The sequence below is a fragment of the Nonomuraea rhodomycinica genome (genome assembly GCF_013363995.1).
Taxonomy (GTDB): domain Bacteria; phylum Actinomycetota; class Actinomycetes; order Streptosporangiales; family Streptosporangiaceae; genus Nonomuraea; species Nonomuraea rhodomycinica.
Genome location: NZ_JABWGO010000009.1, coordinates 1 through 17,329, shown reverse-complemented (window position 1 = coordinate 17,329; position 17,329 = coordinate 1). Strand labels below are relative to the sequence as shown.

The following is a 17,329-nucleotide window of genomic DNA, read 5'->3' as shown; positions in this document are numbered from 1 at the left end:
CGTGCGATGAGACGAGGCACTATGACGTCACACCACTACGACTTCGTCATCGTCGGAGGCGGCTCGGCCGGCTGCGCCCTGGCCAACCGGCTGTCCGCGGATCCCGGCACGCGGGTGCTGGTCCTGGAGGCCGGCCGGCCGGACTATCCGTGGGACGTGTTCATCCACATGCCCGCCGCCCTCCCCTTCCCCATCGGCAACCGCTTCTACGACTGGCGCTACGAGTCCGAACCGGAGCCGTTCATGCACGGCCGGCGGATCTACCACGCCCGCGGGAAGGTGCTCGGCGGCTCCAGCAGCATCAACGGCATGATCTTCCAGCGGGGCAACCCCATGGACTACGAGCGCTGGGGCGCCGACCCGGGGATGAAGAACTGGGACTACGCCCACTGCCTGCCGTACTTCAAGCGGATGGAGAACTGCCTGGGCGACCCGGGCACGCCCTTCCGCGGCCACGACGGACCGCTGGTCATGGAGCGCGGGCCGGCCACCACGCCGCTGTTCGGGGCGTTCTTCGAGGCCGTCCAGCAGGCCGGCTACCCCCTCACGGACGACGTCAACGGCTACCGCCAGGAGGGCTTCGCCCGCTTCGACCGCAACATCAGGAACGGCCGCCGGCTCAGCGCGGCCCGCGCCTACCTGCACCCCGTGCTCAAACGGCCCAACCTCACGGTCAAGACCCGCGCGTTCGTGTCGAGGATCCTCTTCGAGGGCACGCGGGCGGTCGGCGTGGAGTACGACGGCGGCACCGTGCGGGCCAAGGAGGTCATCCTGGCCGGCGGCGCCATCAACTCCCCGCAACTGCTCCAGTTGTCCGGCGTCGGCAACGCCAAGGAGTTGGCCGCCCTCGGCATCGACGTGGTCCACGACCTGCCGGGCGTCGGCGAGAACCTCCAGGACCACCTGGAGGTCTACATCCAGCACGGCTGCTCCCAGCCGGTCTCGATGCAGCCCAACCTGCAGAAGTGGCGCCATCCGTGGATCGGGGCGCAGTGGCTGTTCCTGCGCAGGGGACCGGGGGCGACCAACCACTTCGAGGCGGGCGGGTTCGTCCGCAGCAACGACGACGTCGACTACCCCAACCTGATGTTCCACTTCCTGCCCATCGCCGTGCGCTACGACGGCTCGGCGCCCGCGGGCGGGCACGGCTACCAGGTGCACGTCGGGCCGATGTACTCCGACGCCCGCGGCTCGGTGAAGATCAAGAGCACCGACCCCCGGGAGCATCCGGCCCTGCGGTTCAACTACCTGTCCACCGAGCAGGACCGCAGGGAGTGGGTGGAGGCCGTCAGGGTCGCCCGGAGCATCCTCGGCCAGCCCGCCCTGGGGAAGTTCAGCACCGGCGAGCTGTCGCCCGGGCCGTCCGTGGAGACCGACGAGGAGATCCTCGACTGGGTCGCGCGGGACGGCGAGACGGCGCTGCACCCCTCCTGCACGGCCAGGATGGGGATCGACGAGATGTCCGTGCTCGACCCGGAGACCATGCGGGTCCACGGCGTCGACGGGCTGCGCGTGGTGGACGCCTCGGCCATGCCGTACGTCACGAACGGCAACATCTACGCGCCGGTCATGATGCTGGCGGAGAAGGCGGCCGACCTGATCCTCGGCAACACCCCGCTCCCGCCCGAGACCACCGAGTTCTACCGGCACCGCGCCCAGGCATAGAAAGGAGGCGGTGGGGGCCCGCCGCGGTCCCCACCGCCTCCTTGCCTGTTTCTTCCGCCTCAGCGGAAGACGACTGTGCGGTCCCCGTTGAGCAGGACGCGCTGCTCGCTGTGCCACTTCACGGCGCGGGCGAGCACCTGCGCCTCGACGTCCCTGCCCACCGCGCTCAGCTCGTCGGGGTCGAGCTCGTGGTCCACCCGCGCGACGTCCTGCTCGATGATCGGGCCCTCGTCGAGGTCCGCCGTGACGTAGTGCGCGGTCGCGCCGATGAGCTTCACGCCGCGCTCGTGCGCCTGGTGGTACGGCTTGGCGCCCTTGAAGCCCGGCAGGAACGAGTGGTGGATGTTGATGGCCCGGCCTTCCAGCCGCTTGCACGTGTCGTCGGACAGGATCTGCATGTAGCGGGCCAGCACGACGAGGTCGGCCTCGTACTCCTCGACCAGCTCCAGCACCCTGGCCTCCGCCTCGGCCTTGGTGTCCGGGGTGACCGGCACGTGGTGGAACGGCACGCCGTAGGAGGCGGCGAGCGGTTCCAGGTCGGGGTGGTTGGAGACGATCGCCGGGATCTCGATGTTCAGGCCGCCCACCTGCTTGCGGAAGAGCAGGTCGTTCACGCAGTGGCCGAACTTCGAGACCATGATGAGCGACCTGGTGGGCGTCGCGGCGTCGTTGAGCTGCCAGGTCATCTGGAACGACTCGCCGACGTAGGCGAAGCCGGCGCGCAGCTCGTCGAGGCCGTGCCGGGCCGCGAAGTGCACGCGCATGAAGAAGCCGCCGCCCCTGCGGTCGTTGAACTGCTTGCTCTGGAGCATGTTGCCGCCGTGCTGTACCAGGAAGCTCGTCACCGCGTACACGATGCCCGGCTTGTCGGCACAGGAGACCGTGAGGATGAACTCGCGTCCAGGATCGGGCCGAGGAGACATCGCACCTCCTGGGTGTTGCGTGTTGCGTATGGCGCAAGACGGTGATGTATACGCAACAGCGTGATGTCCTGGCACGCTCCAGTCAAGAGGGGACGGCGAAGAGCGAAAGCGCAGCGTAAGGATTCGGCGGGGATTTGCCCCAGGTCTTGACGAATCGGGAACGGCCGTCGATTCTGTTCCCCATTAAGCATTGCCTTGCGCAGTACGCAACGATCAAAGGTGTGCCGATGACCGATCTCTACATCGGCGGCACGTGGACCAAGCCAGCCGACGGTGGCCAGCGCAGCATTCACTCGCCCGCCGACGGCAGTCTCGTTACCACGGTCGCAGAAGCCACCGCGACCGACGCCGTGGCCGCGATCCAGGCCGCCAGGCAGGCGTTCGACCACGGCCCCTGGCCGGCCACCCCGGCCCGCGAGCGCGGCGCCCTCCTCCACCGGGTCGCCGACCTGCTGGAGCGCGACCGGGCGCAGTTCGCCCGCGCCGAGTCGGGCGACACCGGCAAGCGCATCGTCGAGAGCGAGTACGACGTCGACGACTCCGTCGCCTCCCTACGCTACTTCGCCGGCGTCGCCGGCACCGACGCGGGACGCGTGGTCGACACCGGCCGCGACGACGCGATCAGCCGGATCGTCTACGAACCGGTCGGCGTGTGCGGCCTGATCACCCCGTGGAACTACCCCCTCCTGCAGGCGACCTGGAAGGTCGCCCCCGCGCTGGCGGCGGGCAACACCTTCGTCCTCAAGCCCAGCGAGCTCACCCCCAGCACCGCGATCCTGCTGATGCGCGCGCTGGAGGAGGCGGGGCTGCCCGCCGGTGTCGCCAACCTGGTGCTGGGCGCCGGGGCGGCGGCCGGCGCGCCGCTGGCCGAGCACCCGGACGTGGACCTGGTGTCGTTCACCGGCGGCCTGGCCACCGGGCGGCGCCTCATGGCCGCGGCCTCGGCCACGGTCAAGCGGGTGGCGCTCGAACTCGGCGGGAAGAACCCCAACGTGGTCTTCGCCGACGCCGACTTCGAAGCGGCGGTCGACTTCGCGCTCACGGCCGTGTTCCTGCACTCGGGGCAGGTGTGCTCCGCCGGCGCCCGGCTGCTCGTCGAGGACTCCCTGCACGACGCGTTCGTCGACGAGGTCGTCCGGCGGGCCGAGCTGATCCGCCTGGGCGGGCCGGACGACCCCGACGCCCACACGGGCCCGCTCATCTCCGCCGCGCACCTCGCCAAGGTGGAGGAGTACGTGGCCGCGGGCCTGGCCGAGGGCGCCGTCCTGCGCTGCGGCGGTCACCGGCTCGACGGCCCCGGCCACTTCTACCGGCCCACCGTCCTCGACGAGTGCAAGCAGGGCATGCGCGTCGTGCGGGAGGAGTCGTTCGGTCCCGTGCTGACCGTGGAGCGCTTCACCACCGAGGACGAGGCCGTCCGCCTCGCCAACGACACCGAGTACGGCCTGGCCGGCGCCGTCTGGACCCAGGACGCGGGCAAGGCGCAGCGGGTGGCCGGCCGGCTGCGCCACGGCACGGTGTGGATCAACGACTACCACCCCTACGTGCCGCAGGCCGAGTGGGGTGGCTTCAAGCAGTCCGGCGTCGGCCGCGAGCTCGGGCCGACCGGGCTGGACGAGTACCGAGAGATCAAGCACGTGTGGCAGAACATCCGCCCGCGCGCCCAGAAGTGGTTCCCAGCGAACTGACGCTCCGAAGACCAACGCTCTGAGAGGTGGTCATGACCGCACCGTCAGTGGCCGAACGTAGTGCACCCGACACCGATGTCCCCCCGATCCTCTCCGTGCGCGAGCTGTGGAAGGTGTTCGGCCCGAAGGCGGAGAGCGTCGTGGGCAGCTCGCTCAGCCGCAAGGAGCTCAAGGAGCAGTCGGGCTGCGTCGCGGCCGTCCGTGACGTCTCCTTCGAGGTCCGGCGGGGCGAGGTGTTCGTCGTCATGGGACTGTCGGGCTCCGGCAAGTCCACCCTGGTCCGCTGCCTGACCAGGCTGATCGAGCCCACGGCCGGCGAGATCCTGCTGGACGGCGAGGACGTGCGCAAGGCCGACGAGCGCCGGCTGCGCGAGCTGCGCAGGCACCGCATGGCGATGGTCTTCCAGCACTTCGGCCTGCTGCCGCACCGGTGCGTGCTCGACAACGTCGCCTTCGGGCTGGAGATCCGCGGGGTGGCCAAGCAGGACCGCTACGCGCGGGCCCGCGAGGTCGTCGGCCTGGTCGGGCTCAACGGCTTCGAGAACTCCTACCCCGACCAGCTCTCCGGCGGCATGCAGCAGCGCGTGGGCCTGGCCCGGGCGCTCGCGGCCGACCCCGAGGTGCTGCTGTTCGACGAGCCGTTCTCCGCGCTGGACCCGCTGATCAGGCGCGAGATGCAGAACGAGGTCATCCGGCTGCACCAGGAGGTCGGCAAGACGATGATCTTCATCACCCACGACCTGAGCGAGGCGCTGAAGCTGGGCGACCGGATCCTCATCATGCGCGACGGCGAGGTCGTCCAGGTCGGCACGCCCGACCAGGTCGTGGGCGCCCCGGCCGACGACTACGTGCGCGACTTCGTCAGCGACGTCCCCCGCTCCCACGTGCTCACGCTGCGCTGGGTCATGCGCCCGCCGCAGCCCGGCGAGCCGCTCGACGGTCCCGAGCTCGGCCCCGACGTGGTCATCCGCGATGCCGTCCACGCCGTGCTCTCCGCCGAGCGGCCGGTGCGCGTGACGGACGGCGGACAGCTGCTGGGAGTGGTCACGAGCGCGGAGATCCTCGAGGTGATCGCCGGGAAGGCGGAGGGATGACGGCCCTCTCCGCGACCAGGGGGGTCGCCGCCAGGCTGCCCGCCCGCAGGTACCTGATCGCCCTGGCGCTCGCGGTGTGGGCGGCGGGCTGGGCGCTGCTGCGCGGGCACGACACGTTCGCCCTGGGCGGGGCCGAGCTGACCCCGCTGCACGGCGCGCTGAACGAGGCGATGGACGCGGTCGACGACAGCCGCAACAGCAACCCGCTGTTCCTCTACTTCATCAACTACATCCGGCTGTTCATCGACCAGGCCGTGACGGCCGTCCAGGCGCTGATCAGCCAGCCGGCGCTGGGCCGGCCGGTCCCCGTGCTGGGCTGGCTCGGCGTGACCGGCCTCGCCACCGCCGTCGCCCTGCTGTACGGCAACAGGAAGGTCGCGCTGCTGACCGCCGCCGGGTTCCTGTCGTTCGGCGCGCTGGGCCTGTGGCAGGAGAGCATGGACACGCTGGCGCTCACGCTGACCGCGGTGGCGCTGTCGCTGGCGGTGGGCATCCCGCTCGGCATCTGGGCCGGGCTGAGCGACCGGTTCAACCGGCTGGTGACGCCGGTGCTGGACTTCATGCAGACCATGCCGACGTTCGTCTACCTCGCGCCGCTCACCCTGTTCTTCCTCATCGGCCCGGCCAGCGCGACGGTCGCGACGATGATCTACGCGATCCCGCCGGCCATCCGCATCACCGCGCACGGCATCCGGCAGGTCTCCTCCGACACGCTGGAGGCCGGCACCTCGCTCGGCGCCACGCCGGCTCAGGCGCTGCGGCACGTGCGGCTGCCCATGGCCAAGCAGACGATCATCGTGGGCGTCAACCAGACCATCATGGCCGCCCTGTCCATGGCCACCATCGCGGCGCTCATCGACGCGCCCGGCCTGGGGCAGACGGTGCTGAAGGCGCTGCAGACGCTCGACGTCGGCACCGCCTTCAACGCCGGGCTGGCCATCGTGATCATGGCGGTGGTGCTGGACCGGGTGACCTCCGCGGCCAGCCGCCGGGTGGAGGTCCAGCGCCGGGCCGGACGGCTGCGCACGACGCGGGGACGCCGCCTGGAGGTGGCGGGCGTCCTGGGCGTCGCCGGGGTGCTCGCGTACCTGTCGTACACCTACGTGTGGGCGGCGGAGTTCCCCGTCGCGGCGAACGCCGGCCCGTACGTGCGCCGCGCGGCCGACGCCGCGAGCCAGTGGGTGCAGGACAGCCTGGTCGCCTACACCGACGCCGTGAAGAACCTGCTGACCAACCAGTTCCTCAACCGGCTGGAGGCGCTGCTGACCGGCACGCCCTGGTGGCTGGTCACGATCGTGGCCGTGGTCCTCGCCCTGCTGGTGGGCAGCGTGCGCGCCGCGCTGGTGACCGCGGCCGGGCTGCTGCTGCTGGTGCTGCTCGGGCTGTGGCAGGACAGCATGGTCACGCTGGCCTCGACCATCGTCGCGACGGTCCTCGTCATGCTGCTCGGCGTGGTCGCCGGGGTGTGGATAGGCCGCAGCGACCGGGCGGACACCGTGCTGCGGCCCGTGCTGGACGCCGGCCAGACCATGCCGGCCTTCGTCTACCTGGTGCCCATCCTCGGCCTGTTCGGCGCGACGCGGTTCACCGCGATCATCGCGGCCGTGGTGTTCGCGGCGCCCGTGGCGATCAAGCTGGTGGCCGAGGGCATCAGGGGCGTCTCGCCCACCACCGTCGAGGCCGCCACCTCGGCGGGGGCCAGCACCTGGCAGCTCATCTCCAAGGTCCAGCTCCCGATGGCGCGCAGCGCCGTGACGCTGGCGGCCAGCCAGGGGCTCATCTACGTGCTGTCGATGGTGGTCGTGGGCGGTCTGGTCGGCGCGGGCGCGCTCGGCTACGACGTCGTGGCCGGCTTCTCGCAGCACCAGCTGCGGGGCAAGGGGCTGGCCGCCGGGCTGGCGATCGTCGTGCTCGGCATCGTGCTCGACCGGGTCATGCGGGCCGCCACCCAGCGGGCGGACGTGGCGGCTCACGGCGGGCCGCACCACAAGTGAACGACACCGGCCGGTTCTCGGCCCGAGACACCCAGGAGGACCAGGTGGCAGTTACCAGGAGCGGAAAGGTCAGGGTCGCCGCGCTCGTGACGGGCGCCGGCCTCCTGCTCACCGCGTGCGGCGGAGCGAAGGTCGGCGAGACCGGCGGCACCGCCTCGGCCGGCGGCTCGAAAGGCTGCGGCACGTTCAACCTCGCGGTCAACCCGTGGGTCGGCTACGAGGCCAACGCGGCGGTGATCGCCCACGTGGCCGAGAAACAGCTCGGCTGCAAGGTGGTGAAGAAGGACCTGAAGGAGGAGGTGGCCTGGCAGGGCTTCGCGACCGGCGAGGTGGACGCGATCGTCGAGAACTGGGCCCACGACGACCTGAAGAAGAAGTACATCGACGACCAGAAGGTGGCCGTGTCGGCGGGGCCGACCGGCAACAAGGGCGTCATCGGCTGGTACGTGGCGCCGTGGATGGCCAAGAAGTACCCGGACATCACCGACGGCAAGAACCTCAACAAGTACGCCTCGCTGTTCAAGACCTCCGAATCCGACGGCAAGGGCCAGTTGCTTGACGGCGATCCCTCGTTCGTCACCAACGACGCGGCCCTGGTGAAGAACCTCAAGCTCGACTACAAGGTCGTGTACGCGGGCAGCGAGACCGCGCTCATCACCGCCTTCCGCCAGTCGGAGAAGCAGCAGAAGCCGGTCATCGGCTACTTCTACGAGCCGCAGTGGTTCCTGTCGGAGGTGAAGCTGGTCAAGGTCAACCTGCCCCCCTACACCGAGGGCTGCGACGCCGATCCGGCCAAGGTGGCGTGCGACTACCCGCCGTACGAGCTGGACAAGATCGTGAGCAAGAAGTTCGCGGACTCCGGCAGCCCCGCCTACACCCTGGTCAAGAACTTCACCTGGACGAACGACGACCAGAACCTGGTGGCCAAGTACATCGCCGAGGACAAGATGTCGGCCGACGAGGCGGCCGCCAAGTGGGTGGCCGACAACCCCGACAAGGTCAAGGCCTGGCTCCCCACGAGCTGACGCCTGCCCGCGCCGTCCCGCGCCCGGCCCGATCGACGACTCGCGATCGGGCCGGGCGCGTTGGCGTTCCGGGGCGGCCGGAGAACCGCCTGGAAATCCGCCCGAAAAACCGTACGGAATCCGACGAACACCCCCTTGACACCCGGAATGCGGCGGGTGACTCTTGTTGCGGAAAGTGCGCTTGGTTGCATATATCGCAACAACGGAGGTGGCTATGACGGTCCCGAGCGTCGTCATCATCGGCGCGGGCGTGGTCGGCGCGGCTCTGGCCGACGAGCTGTCCGCCCGCGGCTGGACCGACGTCACCGTCGTGGACCAGGGAGACGTGCCCGCCACCGGCGGCTCCTCGTCGCACGCCCCTGGGCTGGTGTTCCAGATCAACGGGTCGAAGACCATGACCGAGATGGCCCGTTACACCGTGGAGAAGTTCGTCGAGCTGGACAGCTTCCACCAGGTGGGCGGGCTCGAAGTGGCCACCACCCCCAAGCGGCTCGCCGAGCTGCACCGCCGCCACGGCTGGGCGACGGCCTGGGGGATCGAGACCCACCTGCTCACGCCCGAGGAGTGCGCGGCCAGGCACTCCCTGCTCGACGCCGGCAAGGTGCTCGGCGGGCTGCACATCCCGACCGACGGCCTGGCCAAGGCGGTCAAGGCGGTCGACGCCCAGCTCACCCGGGCCCGCGAGCGCGGCGTGCGGGTGCTCGCCCGCCACGAGGTGCTGGACGTCAGGACCGAGGGCGGCAGGGTCGCCGCGGTGGTGACCGACCAGGGCGAGATCCCCGCCGACATCGTGGTGTGCTGCGCCGGGATCTGGGGCCCGCGCGTGGCCCGCATGGTCGGCATGAACCTGCCGCTCACCCCGCTCGCCCACCAGCTCGCCTGGACCGGGCAGGTGCCCGGCCTGGCCGGCCAGACGGTCGAGTGCTCCCGGCCGATCCTCCGCCACCAGGACGCCGACCTCTACTTCCGCGAGCGCTTCGACACGCTCGGCATCGGCTACTACGGCCACCGGCCCATGCCGATCAGCGCCGACGACATCCTGTCCGTGGACGAGGCCGAGGTGATGCCGTCGGTGCTCACCTTCACGCCCGACGACTTCGCCGAGGCGTGGAGCGAGACCCAGGAGCTCCTGCCGTCCACCCGCTCGGCCAAGGTGGAGGAGGGCATCAACGGCCTGTTCTCCTTCACCACCGACCACCTGCCGCTGATGGGCGAGTCGCCCGACGTCAAGGGCTTCTGGGTGGCGGAGGCCGTCTGGGTCACCCACTCCGCCGGGGTCGGCCGCGCCATGGCCGAGTGGCTGGTCGACGGCCACTGCACGACGTTCGACCTGCACGAGTGCGACGTCAACCGGTTCGAGCCGCACCAGGTCGCCCCCGACTACGTGCTGGCCCGTGGCTGCCAGAACTACGTCGAGGTCTACGACATCATCCACCCGCTCCAGCCGATGCGGGAGCCCCGGCCGCTGCGCACCAGCCCGTTCCACCCGCGTCAGCAGGAGCTCAGCGCCGCCTTCCTGGAGGCGTCGGGCTGGGAGCGCCCGCAGTGGTACGCGGCCAACGCGCCGCTGCTGTCCGGACGCGACATCCCCACGCCGGGGGACTGGGCGGCCCGGTACTGGTCGCCGATCGTCGGCGCGGAGGCGCAGGCCACCCGCGAGGGCGTCGCCATGTACGACATGACCGCGCTCAAGCGGCTGGAGGTCTCCGGACCGGGAGCCGTCGCCTTCCTCCAGCGCCTCACCACCGGCGACGTGGACAAGTCCATCGGCTCCGTGACGTACTGCCTGCTCCTGGACCATGACGGCGGCATCCGCAGCGACGTCACCGTGGCCCGGCTGGGCGCCCAGGAGTTCCAGGTCGGCGCCAACGGCAACCTGGACCTCGACTGGATGGAGCGCCACCGGCCCGCCGACGTGTTCGTCCGCGACATCACGGCCGGCACCTGCTGCGTCGGCGTCTGGGGCCCCAAGGCGCGGGACCTGGTCCAGCCGCTGACCGACATCGACCTGACCGCGTTGCGCTACTTCCGCGGCGCCCGCGGCTACATCGGCAACGTGCCGGTCACCATGCTGCGCCTGTCGTACGTGGGCGAGCTGGGCTGGGAGATCTACACCACCTCCGACATGGGGCTCAAGCTGTGGGACACCCTGTGGGAGGCCGGCCGGGACCACGGCGTCATCGCCGCCGGCCGCGGCGCCTTCACCAGCCTGCGGCTGGAGAAGGGCTACCGCTCCTTCGGCACCGACATGACCTTCGAGCACGACCCGTACGAGGCCGGGCTCGGCTTCGCCGTCAAGCTCGACAAGGGCGACTTCATCGGGCGCGAGGCGCTGCTCGCCCGCAAGGAGTCGGTCACCCGCAGGCTCACCTGCCTGCTCACCGACGAGGTCGTCATGGGCAAGGAGCCCGTGTACGACGGTGAGCGGCCCGTCGGCTACGTCACCAGCGCCGCCTACGGCTACACGATCGGCAAGGGCGTCGCCTACGCGTGGCTGCCCGCCTCGCTCGCCGACCCGGGCCAAGCGGTCCAGATCGGCTACTTCGACCGCAGGGTGGACGCGGTCGTGGCCGAGGAGCCCCTGTTCGACCCGGCGATGACCCGGCTGCGCGGTTAGGAAAGGACCTGCAGATGATCGACACCCCGCTGGACGTGGTGGACCCGGAGATCCACGCCGCCATCGGCGCGGAGCTGGCCCGGCAGCGATCGACGCTGGAGATGATCGCGTCGGAGAACTTCGCGCCCCAGGCGGTCATGGCCGCCCAGGGCTCGGTGCTGACCAACAAGTACGCCGAGGGCTACCCGGGCCGGCGCTACTACGGCGGTTGCGAGCACGTGGACGTGGTCGAGCGGCTGGCCGTCGACCGGGTGAAGGCGCTGTTCGGCGCGCAGGCGGCCAACGTGCAGCCGCACTCGGGCGCCCAGGCCAACGCCGCCGCCATGTCGGCGCTGCTGGAGCCGGGCGACACCATCCTCGGCCTCGACCTGGCCCACGGCGGGCACCTCACCCACGGCATGCGGATCAACTTCTCCGGCCGGCTCTACAACGTCGTCGCCTACCACGTGCGCGAGAGCGACCACCTGGTCGACATGGACGAGGTCGAGCGGCTGGCCCGCGAGCACCGGCCCAGGCTGATCATCGCCGGCTGGTCGGCCTACCCCCGCCACCTCGACTTCGCGGCCTTCCGCCGGATCGCCGACGAGGTGGGCGCGTACCTGATGGTGGACATGGCGCACTTCGCCGGCCTGGTGGCGGCGGGCCTGCACCCGTCGCCCGTGCCGCACGCCCACGTGGTCACCACGACCACGCACAAGACCCTCGGCGGCCCCCGCGGCGGCGTGATCCTGTCCACCGAGGACCTCGCCAAGAAGATCAACTCGGCGGTGTTCCCGGGCCAGCAGGGCGGGCCGCTGGAGCACGTCATCGCCGCCAAGGCCGTCGCGTTCAAGATCGCGGCGGAGGAGGCGTTCCGCGAGCGGCAACGGCGGACCCTGGAGGGCGCGCGGATCCTCGCCGACCGCCTGCTCGCCCCCGACGCGGTCGCCGCCGGCGTGAAGGTGCTCACCGGAGGCACGGACGTCCACCTCGTCCTGGTGGACCTGCGCGACTCCGAGCTGGACGGCAAGCAGGCCGAGGACCGGCTGCACGCGGCGGGCATCACGGTCAACCGCAACGCCGTGCCGTTCGACCCGCGCCCGCCGATGGTCACCTCAGGGCTGCGCATCGGCACGCCCGCCCTGGCCACCCGCGGATTCGGCGCCGCGGACTTCACCGAGGTCGCCGACGTCATCGCCGGCGCCCTGACGCCGGGCGCCGACCTGGACCACCTGCGCGGCCGGGTCGAGGCGCTGGCCGGCAAGCACCCGCTCTACGGAGCCGGCCTCTGCGGAGAGCCCCGATGAGCCCCCGCCCGCCCGGCGCCGACCTGCCGGACCACCCCGACCGGCTGTGGAGCGCCGCCGAGCCGAAGTCGTCCTACGACGTGGTCATCGTCGGCGGCGGCGGCCACGGCCTGGCCACGGCGTACTACCTGGCCAGGAACCACGGCATCACCAACGTCGCGGTCCTGGAGCGCGGCTGGCTGGCCGGCGGCAACATGGCCCGCAACACCACCATCATCCGCTCCAACTACCTGTGGGACGAGAGCGCCGGGATCTACGAGCACGCCCTGAAGCTCTGGGAGGGGCTGGAGGAGGAGCTGGACTACCCGCTGTTGTTCAGCCAGCGCGGCGTGCTCAACCTGGCGCACAGCCTGCAGGACGTGCGCGACAGCGTCCGCCGGGTGGAGGCCAACCGGCTCAACGGCGTGGACGCCGAGTGGCTGGACCCGCGGCAGGTCAAGGAGGTCTGCCCGATCGTCGAGATCTCCCCGGACGTGCGCTACCCGGTGATGGGGGCGACGTTCCAGCCCCGCGCCGGCATCGCCAAGCACGACTACGTCGCCTGGGGGTTCGCCCGCGCCGCGGCGGCGCTCGGCGTCGAGTTCATCGAGAACTGCGAGGTCACCGGGCTGCGGGTGAGCGACGGCCGGGTCACCGGCGTCGACACCACCCGCGGGAGCATCGCGGCCGGCCGGGTGGCGCTGTGCGCCGCCGGGCACACCTCGGTCGTGGCCGCCACCGCCGGCATCGACCTGCCGCTGCAGAGCCACCCGCTCCAGGCGCTGGTCTCCGAGCTGCTGGAGCCGGTACACCCGACGGTCGTCATGTCCAACGCCGTCCACGTGTACGTCAGCCAGGCCCACAAGGGCGAGCTGGTGATGGGCGCGGGCATCGACGCGGCCAACTCCTACCGGCAGCGCGGCGCCTTCCACATCATCGAGCGGCAGATGGCCGCCGCGCTGGAGCTGTTCCCGATCTTCGCCAGGGCGCACGTGCTGCGCACCTGGGGCGGCGTCGTGGACGTCACGCCGGACGCCTCGCCGATCGTCGGGCTGAGCCCGGTCGACGGCCTGTATCTCAACTGCGGGTGGGGAACCGGCGGGTTCAAGGCCACCCCCGGCGTGGGCTGGTGCTTCGCCCACACGGTGGCCCACGACGAGCCGCACCCTCTCGCCGCTCCCTTCTCTCTTGACCGATTCGTCACCGGGGCGCTCGTCGACGAGCACGGCGCCGCCGCGGTCGCGCACTGAGGACGTCACATGCTGCTGATTCCCTGCCCATGGTGCGGCCCTCGCGAGGAGGCCGAGTTCCACTACGGCGGACAGGCCCACGTCGCCTACCCGGAGGACCCGGCCGCGCTCTCCGACGAGGAGTGGGCCCGCTACCTGTTCTTCCGCGACAACCCCAAGGGCGTCTTCGCCGAGCGGTGGAGCCACTCCGCGGGCTGCCGCCGCTGGTTCAACGCCCTGCGTGACACCGCGACCAACCGGATCCACGGCGTCTACCGGGTCGGCGAGCCGCGGCCGGTGGCGTCGTGAGGCGCGACGACGGCGGCCGGATCGACCGCTCCCGCGTGCTGCGCTTCCGGTTCGACGGGCAGGAGTACACCGGCCACCCCGGCGACACCCTGGCCTCCGCGCTGCTGGCCAACAGCGTGCGCCGGGTCGCGACCAGCGTCAGGCTGGGCCGCCCGCGCGGCGTCTTCGCCGCGGGCGGCGAGGAGCCCAACGCGGTCGTCCAGATCGAGGAGCCGTTCCCCGAGCCGATGCTGCCCGCCACCACCGTCGAGCTGTACGACGGCCTGGTGGCGAGCAGCCTCGCCGGGCAGGGACGGCTGGCCGCCGGGCCCGACCCGGCACGCTACGACGCCGTCCACGCCCACTGCGACGTCCTGGTGGTCGGCGCCGGTCCGGCCGGACTGGCCGCGGCCCGGGCCGCCGCCGCCACCGGCGCGCGGGTGATCCTCGCCGACGACCAGCCCGAGCCGGGCGGCAGCCTCCTCGGGACCCGCGACGAGGTGGACGGCGTGCCAGGCGCCGACTGGGCCGCCGCGACCGCGGCCCACCTGGAGGAGCGGCCCGAGGTCCGGGTGCTGCGGCGCACCACCGTCTTCGGCTACTACGACGACAACTACCTCGTCGCCGTCGAGCGGCGCACCAACCACCTGGGAGCGGCGGCTCCCGCTCATATGGCCCGTGAGCGGATCTGGCGGATCCGGGCGCGGCGCGTGGTGCTCGCCACCGGGGCGCACGAGCGGCCGATCGCCTTCGCCGGCAACGACCTGCCCGGCGTCATGCTGGCCGGCGCGGCCCGCACCTACGCCACCAGGTACGGCGTGCTGCCGGGCCGCCGGGCCGTGGTGTTCGCCGCCAACGACGGCGCCTACGCCGCCGCGCTCGACCTCGCCGACGCGGGCCTCGACGTGGCGGCGGTCGTGGACCCGCGGCCGGCTCCCGGCGAGCTCTGGGCCGCCCGCCTGCGCGAGCGCGGCGTCGAGCTGCTGTCCGGGCACGTGGTGACGGCGGCCCGGGGCGACGGACAGGTCTCCTCGGTCGAGGTCTCCCCGGTGTCCTCGGTGTCCTCGGGTGGCGTCTCTTCCATCGACGCCGACCTGCTGCTCGTGTCGGGCGGCTGGAACCCCGTCGTCCACCTGTACAGCCAGTCGGGCGGAACGCTGCGCCACGACGAGGCGATCGGCACGCTCGTCCCCGACGCCTCCACCCAGGCGGTCGAGGCGGCCGGGGCGGCCAGGGGCGTGTTCGCGCTGCCGGGCTGCCTGGCCGACGGCACCGGCGCGGGCGCCCGCGCGGCGTCGGCGTCCGCTCCCGCGCGTCCCGTGGACGTGCCGCGGGCGGAGGAGCCGCCGGAGGCCGCTCCGCTGGCGTACTGGCTGGTCCCGGCCGCCGACTACGCGGGCCACTTCGTGGACCTGCAGCGCGACGTGACGGTGGCCGACGTGCGCCGGGCGACCGGCGCCGGGCTGCGCTCCGTCGAGCACGTCAAGCGCTACACCACCGCCGGCACGGCGCACGACCAGGGCAAGACCTCGGGTCTGCTCACCTCGGCGGTCGTGGCCCACGCCCTGGGCGTCCCGGTGGCCGAGCTGGGCACGACCACGTTCCGCGCCCCGTACCAGCCCGTGAGCTTCGCGGCGCTGGCCGGGCGGGACCGCGGCGCGCTGCACGACCCGGTCAGGGTGACGGCGCTGCACGAATGGCACGTCGCCAACGGCGCGCTGTTCGAGAACGTCGGCCAGTGGAAGCGGCCCTGGTACTACCCGCGTCCCGGCGAGGACATGGAGGCCGCGGTGCTGCGCGAGTGCGCCGCCGCGCGCGAGGGCGTGGCCGCCATGGACGCCTCCACACTCGGCAAGATCGACGTGATCGGGCCCGACGCCGGGGAGTTCCTGGACCGCCTCTACACCAACCTGATGAGCTCGCTGAAGGTCGGCTCCATCCGCTACGGCGTGATGTGCCGGCCCGACGGGATGGTGTTCGACGACGGCACGGTGATCCGCGTCGCCGACGACCACTTCCTCGTGACCACCACGACGGGCAACGCGGCGGCCGTGCTCGACTGGATGGAGGAGTGGCTGCAGACCGAGTGGCCGTGGCTGCGGGTCCACCTCACGTCGGTCACCGAGCAGTGGGCCACGGTCGCGCTCGTCGGCCCCGGCTCGCGCGAGGTGCTGGCGGGCCTGGCGCCCGGCCTCGCGGTGGGCGTCGACGACTTCCCGTTCATGACGTGGCGCGAGGCGGAGGTGGCCGGCGTCCCCGCGCGGGTGTGCCGGATCAGCTTCTCCGGCGAGCTGGCCTTCGAGATCAACGTGACGTCCTGGGACGGCCTGCGCCTGTGGACAGCGATCATGGACACCGGCCTGGTGACCCCGTACGGGACCGGGACCATGCACGTGCTGCGGGCCGAGAAGGGGTACCCGATCGTCGGCCAGGACACCGACGGCACCGTCACGCCGCACGACCTGGGCATGTCCTGGGTCGTGTCGAAGAAGAAGCCCGACTTCGTCGGCAAGCGGTCCTTCTCGCGGGCCGACACCATGCGGGCGGACCGCAAGCAGCTCGTCGGCCTCCTGCCGGAGGACCCGGACGTCCTGCTGCCCGAGGGGACCCACCTGGTGGCCACCGGCACGCTGCCGGAGCCGCCCGTGCCCATGCTCGGCCACGTGACGTCCAGCTACCGCAGCGCGGCGCTGGGCCGCACGTTCGCGCTCGCGCTGGTGCGCGGCGGGCAGGGCCGGCACGGCGAGCGCCTGTACGCGCCCGTCGGCGACGCGCTGGTGCCCGTCACCGTCACCTCCCACGTCCTGTACGACCCGGAAGGAGCGCGCCGTGATGGCTGAGCGCAGGAGTCCGGCCGCGGCCTACGCCGGCCGGTTCGAGGCCGCGTCCCGGGGTGAGGCGCTGCGGCTGGCGGAGCTGCCGTTCCTCACCCAGATCAACGTGCGCGTCGATCCGTCGTCCCCGGCGGCCGGGGACCTCGGGGACGCGCTCGGCGTGCCCCTGCCGGTCGAGCCGAACACGGCCGTACGGGCCGGGTCGGGGGCCGACGAGGTGACCGTGGCGTGGCTCGGCCCGGACGAGTGGCTGGTCGTCGCGCCCGAGGGCTACCGGCTGGAGCTGCTGCGCAAGGCGCGCGGCGACCGGCACGGGTCGATCGTGGACGTCTCGGCCCAGCGCACCACCCTGCTGGTCACGGGCCCCCGCGCGCGGGACCTGCTGGCCCACGGCTGCGCCCTCGACCTGCACCCCGGCGTGTTCGGGCCGGGCGCGTGCGCGCAGACCACGCTGGCCCGGGCCCAGGTCGTGCTGATCCCGCGGGAGGACGGCTTCCTCGTGCTGGTCCGCTCGTCCTTCGCGGCGTACCTGGCGGAGTGGCTGCTGGACGCGGCGGCGGAATACGTGGCATGAGCATCGGCGTCTTCGACCTGTTCAAGGTCGGCATCGGCCCGTCGAGCTCGCACACCGGCGGCCCGATGGCCGCCGCGCACAAGTTCGCGCGCGGCCTCGACCAGGACGGCCTGCTGGACCAGGTCGCCCGCGT

General features: G+C 71.9%; 13 protein-coding genes. 12 read left to right on the top strand and 1 reads right to left on the bottom strand.

From position 1 onward, the window contains the following. Positions 1-21 precede the first annotated feature (21 nt). Entirely contained in the window at positions 22-1,665 is a 1,644-nt protein-coding gene (gene betA, locus HT134_RS30050; RefSeq protein ID WP_175603865.1) for a choline dehydrogenase, read from the top strand. A 59-nt stretch (positions 1,666-1,724) separates the two neighbouring features. On the opposite strand, the gene purU is transcribed toward betA, so the two are convergent. Further along, positions 1,725-2,588, bottom strand: coding sequence for a formyltetrahydrofolate deformylase (purU, locus tag HT134_RS30045; RefSeq protein ID WP_175603864.1), 864 nt, complete (start codon positions 2,586-2,588; stop codon positions 1,725-1,727). A 227-nt stretch (positions 2,589-2,815) separates the two neighbouring features. Here purU and HT134_RS30040 point away from each other — a divergent pair, with 227 nt between their 5' ends. From HT134_RS30040 to HT134_RS29990, 11 genes are all read left to right on the top strand, one after another. Then, the gene (locus HT134_RS30040; protein WP_175603863.1) at positions 2,816-4,276 is read left to right on the top strand and encodes an aldehyde dehydrogenase family protein; all 1,461 of its coding nucleotides are present in this window, start codon (positions 2,816-2,818) and stop codon (positions 4,274-4,276) included. 32 nt (positions 4,277-4,308) lie between these two features. Next, entirely contained in the window at positions 4,309-5,370 is a 1,062-nt protein-coding gene (locus HT134_RS30035) for a quaternary amine ABC transporter ATP-binding protein (RefSeq protein WP_175603862.1), read from the top strand. Next, on the top strand, positions 5,367-7,364 hold the full coding sequence (locus HT134_RS30030) for an ABC transporter permease (protein WP_175603861.1): 1,998 nt from the start codon (positions 5,367-5,369) through the stop codon (positions 7,362-7,364). The genes HT134_RS30035 and HT134_RS30030 overlap by 4 nt, the downstream gene beginning before the upstream one ends. Positions 7,365-7,408: 44 nt before the next feature. After that, positions 7,409-8,389 carry an ABC transporter substrate-binding protein gene (locus HT134_RS30025; RefSeq protein ID WP_175603860.1) on the top strand — a complete coding sequence of 327 codons (981 nt, stop codon included), beginning with the start codon at positions 7,409-7,411 and terminating at the stop codon, positions 8,387-8,389. A gap of 214 nt (positions 8,390-8,603) precedes the next feature. Then, a complete protein-coding gene (locus HT134_RS30020; RefSeq protein ID WP_175603859.1) occupies positions 8,604-11,006 on the top strand; it encodes a GcvT family protein in 2,403 nt (800 codons plus the stop codon). 14 nt (positions 11,007-11,020) lie between these two features. Continuing rightward, positions 11,021-12,292, top strand: a complete 1,272-nt coding sequence (gene glyA / locus HT134_RS30015; RefSeq protein WP_175603858.1) for a serine hydroxymethyltransferase — start codon at positions 11,021-11,023, stop codon at positions 12,290-12,292. Then, positions 12,289-13,521: a sarcosine oxidase subunit beta family protein gene (locus HT134_RS30010; protein WP_175603857.1), complete on the top strand. Its 1,233-nt coding sequence runs from the start codon at positions 12,289-12,291 to the stop codon at positions 13,519-13,521. Before glyA ends, HT134_RS30010 begins: the two co-directional genes overlap by 4 nt. 9 nt (positions 13,522-13,530) lie before the next feature. Beyond that, positions 13,531-13,809: a sarcosine oxidase subunit delta gene (locus HT134_RS30005; protein ID WP_175603856.1), complete on the top strand. Its 279-nt coding sequence runs from the start codon at positions 13,531-13,533 to the stop codon at positions 13,807-13,809. After that, a complete protein-coding gene (locus HT134_RS30000) occupies positions 13,806-16,628 on the top strand; it encodes a sarcosine oxidase subunit alpha family protein (protein ID WP_175603855.1) in 2,823 nt (940 codons plus the stop codon). The genes HT134_RS30005 and HT134_RS30000 overlap by 4 nt, the downstream gene beginning before the upstream one ends. After that, complete coding sequence (locus HT134_RS29995; RefSeq protein WP_175603854.1) at positions 16,621-17,196, top strand: sarcosine oxidase subunit gamma; 576 nt, start codon at positions 16,621-16,623, stop codon at positions 17,194-17,196. The genes HT134_RS30000 and HT134_RS29995 overlap by 8 nt, the downstream gene beginning before the upstream one ends. Continuing rightward, positions 17,193-17,329 (top strand): serine dehydratase beta chain (locus HT134_RS29990; RefSeq protein WP_281387753.1); only part of this gene is annotated, 137 nt, incomplete at its 3' end. The genes HT134_RS29995 and HT134_RS29990, both read left to right, overlap by 4 nt.